The organism is Streptomyces sp. NBC_00582, from assembly GCF_036345155.1.
In the GTDB taxonomy this organism is placed as follows: domain Bacteria; phylum Actinomycetota; class Actinomycetes; order Streptomycetales; family Streptomycetaceae; genus Streptomyces.
The window spans coordinates 9,443,659-9,457,180 of sequence record NZ_CP107772.1 but is presented as its reverse complement, the minus strand read 5'-3'; the positions used below and the strand labels follow the sequence as shown (position 1 = coordinate 9,457,180).

The 13,522-nt window shown below is 73.4% G+C and carries 10 protein-coding genes; 4 read left to right on the top strand and 6 right to left on the bottom strand.

Features of this window, described 5'->3' with window-relative positions; translation table 11 throughout:
- Positions 1-19: 19 nt before the first annotated feature.
- Complete coding sequence (locus tag OG852_RS42770; protein WP_443064619.1) at positions 20-1,135, top strand: LacI family DNA-binding transcriptional regulator; 1,116 nt, start codon at positions 20-22, stop codon at positions 1,133-1,135.
- A gap of 73 nt (positions 1,136-1,208) precedes the next feature.
- Here the strand turns inward: OG852_RS42770 and gndA are convergent, their stop codons facing one another.
- The 4 genes from gndA to OG852_RS42750 all read right to left on the bottom strand — a co-directional run bounded on the left by gndA (position 1,209) and on the right by OG852_RS42750 (position 6,149).
- Entirely contained in the window at positions 1,209-2,648 is a 1,440-nt protein-coding gene (gndA, locus tag OG852_RS42765) for an NADP-dependent phosphogluconate dehydrogenase (protein ID WP_330350697.1), read from the bottom strand.
- Positions 2,649-2,814: 166 nt separating this feature from the next.
- Entirely contained in the window at positions 2,815-3,321 is a 507-nt protein-coding gene (locus OG852_RS42760) for a MarR family winged helix-turn-helix transcriptional regulator (RefSeq protein WP_133913129.1), read from the bottom strand.
- 59 nt (positions 3,322-3,380) lie between these two features.
- The gene (locus tag OG852_RS42755) at positions 3,381-4,232 is read right to left on the bottom strand and encodes an LLM class flavin-dependent oxidoreductase (protein ID WP_330350696.1); all 852 of its coding nucleotides are present in this window, start codon (positions 4,230-4,232) and stop codon (positions 3,381-3,383) included.
- A gap of 234 nt (positions 4,233-4,466) precedes the next feature.
- Positions 4,467-6,149: a cellulase family glycosylhydrolase gene (locus OG852_RS42750; RefSeq protein ID WP_443064675.1), complete on the bottom strand. Its 1,683-nt coding sequence runs from the start codon at positions 6,147-6,149 to the stop codon at positions 4,467-4,469.
- Positions 6,150-6,379: 230 nt separating this feature from the next.
- Between OG852_RS42750 and OG852_RS42745 the strand changes: the two genes are divergently transcribed.
- A complete protein-coding gene (locus OG852_RS42745; RefSeq protein ID WP_330350695.1) occupies positions 6,380-6,895 on the top strand; it encodes a hypothetical protein in 516 nt (171 codons plus the stop codon).
- Positions 6,896-7,067: 172 nt separating this feature from the next.
- Here OG852_RS42745 and OG852_RS42740 read toward each other — a convergent pair whose 3' ends face one another.
- Positions 7,068-7,631, bottom strand: a complete 564-nt coding sequence (locus OG852_RS42740; protein ID WP_330350694.1) for a hemerythrin domain-containing protein — start codon at positions 7,629-7,631, stop codon at positions 7,068-7,070.
- A gap of 261 nt (positions 7,632-7,892) precedes the next feature.
- Between OG852_RS42740 and OG852_RS42735 the strand changes: the two genes are divergently transcribed.
- Together OG852_RS42735 and OG852_RS42730 are read left to right on the top strand one after the other, a co-directional pair.
- The gene (locus OG852_RS42735; RefSeq protein WP_330350693.1) at positions 7,893-9,890 is read left to right on the top strand and encodes a protein kinase domain-containing protein; all 1,998 of its coding nucleotides are present in this window, start codon (positions 7,893-7,895) and stop codon (positions 9,888-9,890) included.
- 169 nt (positions 9,891-10,059) lie between these two features.
- Positions 10,060-12,279: an endonuclease gene (locus OG852_RS42730; RefSeq protein ID WP_330350692.1), complete on the top strand. Its 2,220-nt coding sequence runs from the start codon at positions 10,060-10,062 to the stop codon at positions 12,277-12,279.
- Between the two features lie 53 nt (positions 12,280-12,332).
- Here OG852_RS42730 and OG852_RS42725 read toward each other — a convergent pair whose 3' ends face one another.
- Positions 12,333-13,496 (bottom strand): PucR family transcriptional regulator, encoded by a 1,164-nt coding sequence (locus tag OG852_RS42725; protein ID WP_330350691.1) that lies wholly within the window; start codon positions 13,494-13,496, stop codon positions 12,333-12,335.
- Positions 13,497-13,522: the final 26 nt, after the last annotated feature.

The following is a 13,522-nucleotide window of genomic DNA, read 5'->3' as shown; positions in this document are numbered from 1 at the left end:
GATGCAGTAACGTCAAGCCGTGACGGATCACACCACCGGAGACAGCGCGGGCCGCCGGCCCGTGGGCGGGGGCAGGCGGCGGCGCGGCACCGCGGGCCGGGACAAGCCCGCCACCATCCGCGACGTCGCGGCCAGGGCGGGCGTGTCGGTTGCCACCGTGTCCCGGACGCTGGCCGGGAACTACCCGGTGTCCGAGGCCACCCGGGCCCGGGTGACGGCCGCGGTCGACGCGCTCCACTACGTGGTGAACGTGCACGCCAAGGCGCTCTCGGGCAAGGTCGCCGGCCCGGTCGCGCTGGTCCTCCACGACATCACCGGCCCGTCCCTCGCCCATGTGGCGGCCGGTGTGGAGCAGGAGGCGGCGCTGCGGGGCCGGCTGAGCCTGGTCTGTGCCACACACGGCGATCCGGGCCGCGAGAACGACCTCGTCCAGCTCATGCGCGAACAGCACGCCGCCGCGGTGGTGCTCGTCGGCGGCGCGGAGATCGACGACGCCTACCACGAGCGGATGGCCGGCTACGCGAACGGCCTGGCCTCGGCGGGCTCCCGGCTGGTCCTGGTGGGCCGACCGCCGCTGCCGGCCGACGTACCGGTCACGGTGATCGAGTACGACAACCGCGGCGGGGCCTTCCAGGCCGCCACCCATCTGCTCACCGCGGGGCACCGCCGCGTCCTGTTCCTGGGCGGCGAGGCCCGGTTCGCCACCGCCCAGCAGCGCCGGTCCGGGCACCTGGACGCCCTGCGTGCGCACGGGGTGCCGTACGAGGAGGAACTGGACGTCCCGGGTCCGTACACCCGCACCTCCGGCTATCTGCGCACCCGTGACGCCCTGCGCGCGGGGCTGGGGTTCACGGCCGTCTTCGCCGGCACCGACATGGTGGCCCTCGGCGCGCTGGCGGCGCTGCGCGAGGCCGGGCTGAGCGTCCCGGACGACGTCTCCCTGGTCGGCTACGACGACGTGCCCTTCGCGGCGGACCTCACCCCCGCCCTGACCACCGTCCGCGTCCCGTACGAGGACCTCGGCAGGTCGGCCGTGCGGCTGGCGCTGGAGCGGGAGGAGCGGGTGTCCGGGGACGACCATGTGGTGCTGAGCACGCAGCTGGTGATCCGCCAGTCGGCGGCGTCCCGGAGCTGAGCGGCCCGCCCCGCTCCGGGACGCATCGAAGCGGCCCGCTGCGGCGCGGGCCGCTCACTCCGCCGAACCGGGCTCAGGCCGACGTCTCCGGACGGCCCGGCTGCGCCCAGTGGGTGTGGAAGGCGCCGGGGCGGTCGGTACGGCCGTAGGTGTGCGCGCCGAAGTAGTCGCGCTGGCCCTGGAGCAGGGCGGCCGGCAGCCGGCCCGCGCGCAGGGTGTCGTAGTGGGCGAGCGCCGCCGAGAAGGCGGGGACGGGGATGCCCCGGCGGGCGGCGGAGGCGACCGTCTCCCGCCACGGCACCTGCGCGTCGGTGATCTCCATGGCGAACTCCATCTCGCCGAGGAGGCTGACCAGTTCGGAGTCGGCGGCGTACGCGGCGCGGATGCGGTCGAGGAAGGAGGCGCGGATGATGCAGCCGCCGCGCCAGATCTTGGCGACCGCGCCCAGGTCGATCTTCCAGCCGTACTCGGCGGCCGCGTCCTGGATCATCTTCCAGCCCTGGTCGTAGGCGATGACCTTGGAGGCGTACAGGGCGTGTTCGACCTGGGAGGTGAAGCGGGCGGCCTCGGTGCGGCTGAGCGCGGGGGTGGTGCCGCCGGGCAGCCCGGCGTAGGCGGCGCGCAGTTCGCGCTGGCCGGAGGCGGCGCGGGCGAACGTGGCCTGGGCGATGGCGGTGACCGGGGAGCCCAGGTCCAGGGCGGTCTGCACGGTCCAGCGGCCGGTGCCCTTCTGGCCGGCGGCGTCGGTGACGATGTCGACGAACGCGAGGCCGGTGGTGGCGTCGGTGTGGGCGAGGACCTCGGCGGTGATCTCGATCAGGTAGGAGCCGAGGCGGCCCTCGTTCCAGGTGCGGAAGACGTCGGCGATCTCGGAGGGGGTGTAGCCGGCGACCTGGCGCAGCAGGTCGTACGCCTCGGCGATGAGCTGCATGTCGGCGTACTCGATGCCGTTGTGGACCATCTTGACGAAGTGTCCGGCGCCGTCGGTGCCGACGTGGGTGGCGCAGGGCTCGCCGTCGATCTTCGCGCTGATGGACTCGAACATCGGACCGAGGACGTCGTACGACTCACTCGAACCGCCGACCATGATGGACGGCCCGAGCAGGGCGCCCTCCTCGCCGCCGGATACGCCGGTGCCGACGAAGTGGATGCCCTTGTCGCGCAGGGCGGCCTCACGGCGGCGGGTGTCGGCGAAGTGGGCGTTGCCACCGTCGATGATCATGTCGCCGGGCTCCAGGAGCGGGGCGAACTCGTCGATGACGGCGTCCGTGACGGCACCCGCCTGCACCATGATCATCAGACGGCGGGGGCGTTCCAGCGCGGCCACGAAGTCCTCGGCCGACTCGGCGGGGACGAAGGTGCCCTCGTGACCGAACTCCTCGACGAGCGCGCGGGTACGGCCGACGGTGCGGTTGTGGACGGCGACGGTGTAGCCGTTGCGGGCGAAGTTGCGCGCGAGGTTGCGGCCCATCACGCCGAGGCCGGTGACGCCGATGGCGGCGGTTGCGTTCACGAGGTACGTCCCTTGGATCGGTGGCGTGTTGCGAAGGGGGGCGGGCAGCCCCGTACCTCCAGGTACGCGCGCCGGGCCGGTTCTTCTCGATGTCGGGCCGGTTCTTCTCGGCGCCGGCCCGAATGAAGCGCCGGGACAGGTGTCGCGGGTGAGGCGGGCGCCCGGCTCAGCGGCGTCGCCAGGGCAGCACCGCGGGGTCGGCCTCGGTGCTCTCGGCCCGGTGCAGACCGTCGCTGATGGCCTCGCCGATCTCCGCGAGCTGCCGCACCTGATCGGGGGTGAGCACGTCGAACACCGCGCGGCGGACGGCCTCCACATGGCCGGGGGCGACCTCCACGAGCAGCGCCTTGCCCTCCTCGGTGAGGAAGGCGAGCTGACCGCGGCCGTCGGCGGGGTCCTCCCGGCGGTCGACGAGGCCGACCTCGCGCAGCCGGTTCACCGCGTGGGTGAGCCGGCTGCGCGTGATCTTCAGCTCCTGGGCCAGTTCGGACATCCCGAGGGTGTTGTCGGGGGCCATGGAGAGGTAGGCGAGCAGGCTGTAGTCGGAGTGGGTCATCCCGGCGTCGCGCCGCAGCTGCCGGTTGAGGTAGTCGGCCAGCAGGGTGGAGAAGTCGACATAGGCCAGCCAGGCCCGTCGTTCCTCGGCGTTGAGCCAGCGCGGCGTCGTGGACATGGTCGTACTTTACCCGGATCGCCTTTTGTTTGAAATATCAAATACAGCCCCGCCCGGGCCTAGAACACCACCTCGGCCAGCCGGTCCACCTGTGCGGGGTCCGGGGCCCAGCAGTACAGGACGACCTCGTCGGCGCCGATGCCGGCGAGGGCGGCGACGGCCGCGCCGATCGTCCGCGGGGTGGTGAGCAGTCCGTCGGCCATGTAGGCGGCGCGGCCGGTGAAGGCGTAGTAGTCGAGGAGGTTGCGCCGGGCCCGGTCCACCGTGTCCTGCGGGCCGAGGGCGACGCTGATCTGGGCGACCAGCCGGGGCCGGCCGGGGCGGTCGTACTTCTCCCAGGCGTTCTCCACCTCGCGGAAGAGGCCGTCGAGGTGCTGCGGGGGCAGGGCGGCGCCGAGGAAGCCGTCGCCGAAGCGGCCCACCCGTTCCAGGGCGGCGGGCGCGAAGCCCCCGAAGAGTACTTCGGGGCCGCCCGGGGTGAGGGGCGAGGGTCCGACGGGCCTGACACCCTCCCCGTGGGGCTCACCGGCCCAGAGGCGGCGCAGCAGGGCCATCTGCTCGTCGAGACGGCGGCCGCGGCCGCGCGGATCGACGCCGGCGGCGAGGAAGTCGTCCTCGCGGCCGCCGACGCCGATGCCGAGGGTGAACCGGCCGCCGGAGACGCGGTCGAGGGTCGCGGTCTGCTTGGCGAGCAGCGCGGTGCGGTGGAGGGGCGCGATGAGCACCTCGGTCTGGATGCGGATGCGTGAGGTGGCGCCGGCGAGGGCGGCGAGGGTGACCAGGGGCTCGGGGTTGTCGAACACGAGCCGGTCGAGCAGGCCGAGCGTGCTGAACGGGCCCGCGTCGGCGCGCCGCGCCCAGGCCAGGAGGAGGGCGGGGTCGTCGATGGGAAGGCCGAGGCCGATCTTCATGAGAGCAGTCCTTGAGGAGGGCATACGGACAGAACTGCCGCCCCTCCTGGCTCCGCGCGCGGTGCGCGGGCCTGCTCCCGTTCTGCGGCGTTCGTTCGAGAGAGCGTGGTGCGTAAGAGTGCTGCGACCGTACGGAGTGGGCGCGCCCGGGGCAAACGCTTTTTCCCTGCGGGGTTACGGGGGGCGGCCGGCCGACGATAGGGCGTCGGCCGGCCGCGCCGGAGAAGTGGCACGTCAGGTGGTCGTGCAGGTGGTGCCGTTGAGGGTGAAGGCGGTCGGGGCGGTGTTCGTGCTGCCCTTGCCGCCGATGAAGCCGACGGTGACCGAGCCGCCGGCGGGGATGGTGGAGGTGTACGACGCGGGGGCGACGGTCACCGTGCCGCCGCTCTGGGTCGGCGTACCGCCCCACATGGTGGTGACCGTCTGCCCGTCGGCGAAGGTGAAGACGAGCTTCCAGCCGTTGATCGCGGCGCCGCCCGGGTTGCCCAGGACGATCTCCCCCTGGAAGCCGCCCGGCCATTCGCCCACGGCGCGGTAGCGGACGGAGCAGGGCGTGGCGGGAGCGGCGGCGGTCGTCACGGCGACCGTGCCGGAGCGGGCCGAGCGGTTGCCGGCCGCGTCCCTGGCGTAGACGGCGAACGTGTACGACGTGCTGGCGCCGAGGCCCGTCACGGTCACGCCGTTGCTGCTGGAGGCGGCGACGGCGGACTCGGTGCCGCCGCTGACGCGGACGATGTCGTACCCGGTGACGCCGACGTTGTCGGTCGCGGCCGTCCAGGTGAGGGTCGCGGACGTGGCGGTCACCGCGGAGGCCGTCGGGGTGCCCGGGGTGGTCGGCGCCTGGGTGTCGCCCGGGGTGCCGCCGCCGTAGACCGTGGCCTCCTTCGCGGTCTGGGCGATGCCGTTGACGCCGTTGAAGACGCGCCGGCCCCAGGAACTGAGCCGGGCGGGGTCGAAGTCGGTCGCCAGGTCGAGGATCGGGTCGGTGTTGCCGCTCCAGGACCAGGCGAGGTAGCCCAGCTTCAACTGCTGGGCGGTGGCCATCATGGTGTCCTCGTCGGGGTCGCCCCACTGGTCGGCCGGACCGCCGAACTCGCCGATGAGCAGGGGCAGTTTGGCGTTGACGAAGGCGTTGAGGTAGTCGGTGATCTCCGCCGCGGTGTCGAACACGCTGTACATGTGGATCGAGAAGATCAGGTTGCCGGTGGTGTCGGCGGCGTACACGGACTGGGCGTTGGCGCGCATCACGCCCTGCCAGTCCTGGCCCCAGTTGGGCGCGTCCACCATGATCGTGTGCTGGAAGCCGGCGTCGCGCAGCTTCTTGACCGCGGCGATGGTGGGGGCGGTCCAGCCGTCGGGACCGGTGTTGCCCCAGGGCTCGTTGCCGATGTTGATGACGACGTGGTTCTCCTGGCCGGCCAGGACGTCCTTCAGACCGATCCAGTAGTCGGCGGCCTGGTCGAGGGTGCCGGCCGCGGAGTCCTCGCCGTAGCCGGTGGTGTCGTGCACCTCCAGGACGCAGATGAGACGGTTGGCCTTGCACTGGGCGATCACGTTCGCCACGTCCGAGGCGCTGTTGGCGCTCCAGCGATGGCCGTCGGCGAGGACCACTCGGACGGTGTTGGCGCCCAGCGCCTTGATGTCGGCCAGCGACTGGAGCTCGCCGGGGTACCAGGTGTGGGCGTGATTGACGCCACGCATGACGAAGTCGTTCCCGTTGGCCTCCAGCAGCCGGCCGTTGGCGATGTGGAGGCCGGTGGCCGCGAGGTCGTCGGGGCGGGCTTGGGCCTGGGAGGGGGCGAGGACGCCCAGGGCGAGCAGGCCGAGAAGGACGGCGAGCCTGGTCAGGAGGGTGGCGAAGGGGTGCTTCCGGGGCGGGCCGTCGGTCGTAGGGCCCGGCGGGCGGCGCGTCGCGATACGGGTCGTGCTTCCTGTGGTGCCTCGTGTCGTGCTTCTTGTCGTTCTCACTGCGGCTCCAGGAGTGAGGCCAAGAAGGCGGGATGCGGGAGTGTGGGAGCGCTCCCATCAAGCCACTGTGCCAAGTACACGTCAAGAGACCGCGCAGGGCTCCGCTACCGTTTCGAAGGAACCCCTGTCCCCCGCACCGCTCTCCTCCCGGCGCCCCGCACCCGCACGGACGGTCCCCAGTGCTCGCAGACCTCGCCCCGCTCATCGCCGCGACGACCCAGTGGCTGACACGCGCCTACCCCGCCTCCGGGGGCGCGCTCGCCGTCGCCCTCTGTGAGGCGCAGGCCCGCCAGGCGGTCACCGTCGCGGCGTGGCTGCGCTACCCGACGGCGACGGACTCGGCGCTGGTCGGGATCGCGGGGCCGGGTGGCTCGGCCGGGCTCGACCGGCTGAGCGGCGCCGGGGAGGATCCGGACGACGCGGCCTGGCGCAGCTGGGTCGACGAGGTCGTCGCGAGCTGGGCGGCCGGTCTCCTCGCCGACCCGGACCTGGCGGCGCGTGCGGTGGCCGGCCTGTCCGGCGGCTCCCATACGAGCGGGACGCCGGTGGAGTTCCGGCGCCTGCTCGCCCCCGACGCCCACGACCGCCGAGCGGCCGCGCTGCTGCGCCACCCCGACCTCATCGGCCCGGTGGCCGACCTCCACCGCGAACACCTGCTGGACCGGTTGGGGTCGGGGCGGGGGCTGGTGGCCTGAGGCGCCGGGGCGTGTTTAGAAAGTCCCGTCGTCCGCCCGAAGGGCAGGCGGGAGTCTCGAAACACGCCCTACAGCGGGCCGACGGTCTGAGGGCCGGGAGCGAGGGGCAGCCACGCCCCTCCCCGTTTCCCGACAGCAGCGGCTGCCGCGCCGTCCCGCCCGATGGAGGGGGTCAGCCGTGCTTGCCTCGGCCGGAGAGGGCGTCGCGGAGGCGGTCGACCAGGCCGACGCCCGGGGCCAGCATCTTGTTCGCCGGGGGCTTGTCCGGGGCGGTCGGGTGCGGCCGGGTCGGCGCGGTCTTCTTCGCCGTGCGGACCTTGTCGCCCAGCTTGTCCAGCGCGTCCGGCGGGCAGGAGGAGCGCAGCCTCGGGAAGAGGTTCTGCTCCTCGTCGGCGATGTGCTCGCGGATCTCCCCCATCAACTTCCCGATGAGCTCGTCGAAGTCCGCGTCCTCGGCGGCGCAGCCCTCCAGGTCCTTCATGATCCGCTCGGCGCCGGCGTGGTCCTCCAGCTCCTTGTCGGCCAGCGCGTCTCCGCCGGGGACGTGCTCCCGCACGGCCGGGTAGAGGAAGGCCTCCTCGGCCACCGAGTGCCGGACCAGTTCGATGGTGGCCTGGTCCGCGTACATCTTGCGGTCCTTGTGCCCCGCGGGCAGTCGCTCGATCTTGCCGAAGAGCTCCTCCACCTCGCGGTGATCGGTCATTAGTTCATCGATGACGTTTCCGCCGTGCCCCATGTCGTCCACCTCCAGCCGGATGCGGCGGCTCCGGTTCGGATCCGCCCCGCCCCGGGTGCCCCGGCTGCGGCGCCTTGAACGTCGTCCGGCCCGCTCCCCCGGGCCCCGTCGGCGGGCCGTGCCGCCGGCGACCGCCGGGGTTCGGATGATCAAGCGGTCACGGAAGTGTTTGAAAGCCTGAGCACAGGCGGCGACTGGGCTAGCCTCGTTTTACCCGCCTCGAACGAACTGGCGTACGGCGAACATCACTTCGGGAGTTCAGTGTCTCACCACCGGCCGACCCCACCGAGTGCCACGGCGGCCGAGACCGCCGCGCTGCGGCAGACCGGCGCCGCACCCCTGCGGGTCGGGGATCCCGGCCGTGTCGGCCCCTATGTGCCGCTGGCCCTGCTCGGCAGCGGCGGGATGGGACGGGTCTATCTGGCCCGGGCCGCCGACGACGGCCCGGGACTGTTCGCGGTGAAGGTGATCCGCCCGGAGTACGCCGAGGACGTCCGTTTCCAGCGCCGTTTCGAGCGGGAGGCGGCGGTGCACTCCCGGCTGGGCCCGCCGTACGCGCCACGGTTGTGCGGTACGGGGTTCGAGGACGAGTTGCTGTGGATGGCCACCGAGTACATCCCGGGGTTCGATCTGACGGAGGCCGTACGCGGGGGCGGCGCCCTGCCCGCGGCCACGGTGTGGCGGCTGGTCGCGGATCTGGGGCGGGCCCTGGCCGCGCTGGACGCCGCCGGGGTCGTCCACCGGGATCTGAAGCCGTCCAACGTGCTGCTGTCCGTCCAGGGCGCGCACCTGATCGACTTCGGGATCTCCAAGGCGGCGGACGCGAGCGCGCTCACCGGTACGGGGAACCGGGTGGGCACGCCCGCCTACATGTCGCCGGAGTACCTCAGGACCGGCACCTGCGACGCCGCCTCGGACGTGTTCTCGCTGGCCGGAACCCTGGTGTACGCGGCCACCGGGCGTGCCCCGTTCGGCGACGGCACCGGCGTCGACGTGATGCACCGGGTGGCGTTCGAGGAACCCGATCCGAAGGTGACCGCGGTGGTCGCGGCGGCGGACCCCGGGCTCGCCGCGCTGCTGGCCCGGTGCCTGGCCAAGGAGGCCGGGCAGCGCCCCACCGCCGGGGAACTGATCGAGGCCGCCGGGGCGTACGCCGCGGACGGCTGGCCCGAACCGCTGCACGGCGAGGTGCTGGCCCGGCAGGAGGCGTACGAGACCCTGCACCGGCTGCCCGTCGAGCGAGCTGTCCGCCTGTTCCCCTCGGTCCACCGCCCCGCGGCCTCCCGCACCCCGGCACCGGGCCCGGTGAGCCGCCCGGCCCCTCCCGGCGTCACCGACCCACCGCCGAACCGGCCGAACGCCGACGCCGTACCGCAGGACCGGCGCGACCCCGACGCCGTACACCTGGCCCCGGCCGCCCCCGCCGAACTCCCCGCCGTGCAGTCCGAGGCCACCCCCGCCCCTTCCGAACCCTCCAGCGCACCATCACCGGCCCGCCCCACGCCCTCGCACTCGCCGTCGGCGTCGGCGGTGTCCGGGCAAGCTCCTCCCTCCGCCTCCGGTGACGCGGCGTCAGAAGTCTTACTTTCGGCAAGATCTCGGCGGTGGACGCGCCGCAAGCGGGTGACCGTCGTCGTGGCGGGTGCCGCGCTGTGCGCGGTCGCGGCCGGTGGGGTCGTCCTCCTACGGCCGGACGGTCCGGCAACAGCGGCCCCTCCGACGGACGTCGAGACGGTGACCGGTGTCGCGCCGGGTGCCGGACCCGGCAATGTCGCGCTCCCGGGGACGTCCGGCATGCCGGACAGGGCGTCGGCGGCAGGCTCCTCGAACGGGCGGGCCGACGCCGACGGCGGCCCCGCCTCCGGCCGGCCGGAGGCGCCCGGTTCCACGACCGCCGGCGGCTCCCCCACCTCGACGAGCGCAGGGACCGACACCGGTAGCGGCACGGGCACTTCCTCCGCTCCGAGTACGGACCCCACCACGCCGTCGGCCGAGCCGCCCGCCTCCCAGCCCTGGAACACCGACTGCACGGACTACAACGGCAACGGCCGTACACAGGAGGGAGACAGCGGCAAGAAGGTGTCGCAGGTGCAGTGCATGCTGACGAAACGCGGCTACAGCGTGGGAAGCGCCGGGGTGAACGGTGAGTTCGGCCCCGAGACGACGAGCGCGGTGCGTGCCTTCCAGAGTGCCAAGGGCCTGTCGGCCGACGGTGTCGTGGCCCACGACACCTGGGTCGCGCTGCGCGCCGCCGACTGAGCCTCCGATTGGCGTGACGCACCCCAAAAGGCGATGATTATAGGGAAATCACCACCATCCCCGTACAGCCGTCGTAGTTCGCGCCCGCGACGCGACCGGCACGCTCTGCGTACGTCTCGGCTCCCGCCGCAGCGGACTGTCGGCCCGGGAAGGCCGAGGAGGCAGACCCATGACGACGGAACTCCGGAGCGAACGCGCCTCTGACCAACTGTCCCAGCTCACCGCGGCCGCACGGCGCTACGCGGACCGGACCGGGCAGCGCGACCGCAACAAGGCCGTGCTCGCCACGAGCGGTGTGCTGTACGCCGACGATCCCGAGCGGGTCGAGAAGCGGCTGGCCCGGCTCGGCGCCGACTGGTCCCTGGCCCGGGCGATCGAACGGACGCCGTCGCAGCCGGCGGCCACGGCGGGGAGCACCCTGCTGCTGCCCCCGGACAGCTTCGGCCGTGATGTGCTGGGCCTGGAGCGTCTCATCGGGCGCAACAACCTCACCCCGGTCGCCTTCCTGGAGGAGGGCGTCCTGGCCGCGCGCCCGGTCGGCCGGATCACGGTCAGAGGGCCTGGCGGTGGCCACGGCACCGGTTTCCTCATCTCCCCCGCCCTGCTGCTGACCAACCATCATGTTCTGGGCGACCCGGAGGAGGCGGCCCGCAGCGAGGTCGCGTTCGCCTTCCAGGACGGGGTGGACGGCGGTCCCCTCGTCCCGGCGGTCTTCCGGCTGGAGCCGCAGCGGTTCTTCGTCACCGACCAGGGGCTGGACTTCAGTCTGGTCGCGGTGGCGCCGCGCGGCACGCAGGGCGAGGCGTTGTCGTCGTTCGGGCGGCTGACGCTCAGCGAGGCCCAGGGCAAGGTAGTCATCGGGGAGTTCGTCAACATCGTCCAGCATCCGCGCGGCGAGCCGAAGCAGTTGGCGCTGCGTGACAACCAAGTCGTCGACGTGCTGGACGACTTCCTGCACTACGAGTGCGACACCCAGCCGGGGTCATCGGGTTCTCCGGTCTTCAACGACCAGTGGGAGGTCGTGGCGCTGCACCACTCGGCCGTGCCGAAGACGGACGAACAGGGCCGGCCGCTGAGCGTGGACGGCACGGTCTGGCAGCCGGACATGGGTGAGCAGCGGCTGGCGTGGAAGGCGAACGAGGGGGTGCGGATCAGCCGGGTGCTGGGCGCGCTGCACGCGATGAGCCCGGCCGGCGAGGCGGCCCGGCTGCGCGACGAGGTGTTCACGGCGGGGCCCGCGGCACCGGCGCCGCCCGAGAACGCGCCGAGACCCGCACCGGCACCCGCGCCCTCCGCCAACGGGACCGCCGGCCCGAACGGTTCGCGCCCGGCGTACGTCCCCGAGGGCACCGCGCGGCTGACCGTCCCCCTCTGGGTCACCGTCGGCCTCGGTCCGTCGGCGGCGCCGACGGCGGCCGGGGTCACCGGCGCGCAGCCCGTCCCCGTGCCTCCCTCCCCGCCGCTCACACCCCCGCCTCCCCCGGCGGCACCGATCGCCGCCGGCCCGGTGGAGACGGCCTCGGCGGTCGAGAAGGACGTGACCGCGGCCCTGGTCAACCTCCGGCTCGCCCAGGACCGGCCGTACTACGACCGCGCCGCCGACCAGGCCGCCCGCGAGGCCTACTACGCGGGCGTCGGCGAGCTGAGCGGTGACGCGCTGCGCCGCGCGCTCACCGATCTGCTGGAGCGGACCCACACGCCGCGGCCGCGGTACAAGCCGATCCGCCTGCTGTATCCGTGGGTCGATCTGCACCCGGACGGCCGGCTGCACAGCATCTACTCCGGCAAGGACTTCGCGCCGGAGGAGTTCATCCGGGCCGACGCCGCCGTCGCGGAGAACCGGCTGGCCCGGGTCCGGGAGCTCCTGCTGCACGAGAGCACGGCGGGGCCGGCCGAGTTCGAGGCCGAGTTCGACGCGCTGGAGGACTCGCTGCCGTTCAACTGCGAACATGTGGTGCCGCAGTCGTGGTTCGCCAAGCAGGAGCCGATGCGGGGCGATCTGCACCACCTGTTCGCGTGCGAGTCCGGCTGCAACAGCTTCCGCGGCAACATCCCGTACATCGACTTCCCCGGCTTCCCGGAGGCGGTCCGGGACGCCTGCGGGATGCGCGAGGCCGAGGGGTTCGAGCCGCGGCAGGGCAAGGGGAGCGTCGCCCGGGCCACCCTGTACTTCCTGCTGCGCTATCCGGGGCTGGTCGGCGACGCACCGGGGGAGTTCCCCGAGGAACGTCTGCCCACCCTGCTGACCTGGCACGACGGCGAGCCGGTGAGCGAGTACGAGCAGCACCGCAACGCGGCCGCCGCGGAGATCCAGGGCAACCGCAACCCGCTCGTCGACCACCCCGACTGGGCCCGCCGGATCGACTTCTCCGGCGTGTGGCGTCGCTGAGCGAGATCGCGCGTCCGCGGCGTCGGCGGATCCCTCCGGTGCCGCGGCCGCGGTCATTCCCGCGAGCGTACGGCGAGCAGCGCGGCGCCGAGGTCCGCCGCCGTGCGGGGGTCGGTGAGGGAGCGGCCGGTCAGGTCCTCCACGCGGCGCAGCCGGTAGCGGACGGTGTTGGGGTGGACGAAGAGGGTGCGGGCCGCGTCCGCGGCGGAGCCGGCTGCGGCGAACCAGTGCTCCAGGGTGGTCAGCAGGCGGGAGCGTTCCGCGACCGGCAGGGTGAGCACCGGCTCGAGGACCACCTGGGTCAGGTGCGCCGCCTCGGCCGGCGCGGCCGCGACGAGCATGGCCAGGGGGTTGTCGTCGAAGCGGGCGACGCCGGGCCCGACGCCGGGCAGTCCGGCCAGGGCGAGCCGGGCGAAACGCAGGGCCTGCGGGGTGTCGCGCAGTGAGGGGAAACCGGGGCTGACGCCGACGCGGGCGGGGGTGCGGCGCAGGGCGCGCAGACAGGTCTGCTCGGCGCCGGGGGCGGTGAGGGCGACCACGCCGATCTGCTGGTCGGGCAGCAGCCGCCAGGCGGAGGGCAACTGCGCCTGGCGCAGTGCGGCCTCGATCCCGGCGAGCGGCTCCTCGCCGGGGGCGCCCGCGGTCGCCGCGACGACGGCGAACGGTCCCTGTTCGGGCAGGCCCAGTTCACGGGCGGCCTCCCACAACGTGGTGCGGTCCGAGAGGACGCCGGTGAACAGGGCCTCCACCAGCGCCGAGCGGCGGGCCTCGCGCTGCAGGGTCAGCTCGGCGGCGGTCTCCCGATGGGCCGCGGCCACGGCCTCCGCGTACCGCCCGAACAGCGCCCAGATCTCCGCCGACTGGGTGACGAGCTGGGCGTCGGAGACCTCGGGGTGGGTGCGGGACTCCTCGATGATCTCCGACCACAGGAGTTCGAAGCCGATCCGGTAGGCGTGCAGGGTGTCGGCGAGCGGCATGCCCTGTTCGGCGCGGACCCGGCCGGTGTCCCGGGCGGGGCTGGGGTCGGGGGTGTCCGCGCGGTGGAAATGGCTCAGGACGAGGTCGGCGTTGGCGGTGCACGAGCGGCGCAGCGAGTCGAAGGGGATCAGTGACTCGTCCTGGTAGGCGGGCACGGCGGAGCGGATGCGCTGCGCCATCCGCTCGCCCAGTTCCGGCAGCCGCGCGTGGAGCGCCGAGGTCACACCCGCAAGGTCCATTGCCGCAGCTTAGACGGGTCTTCTTG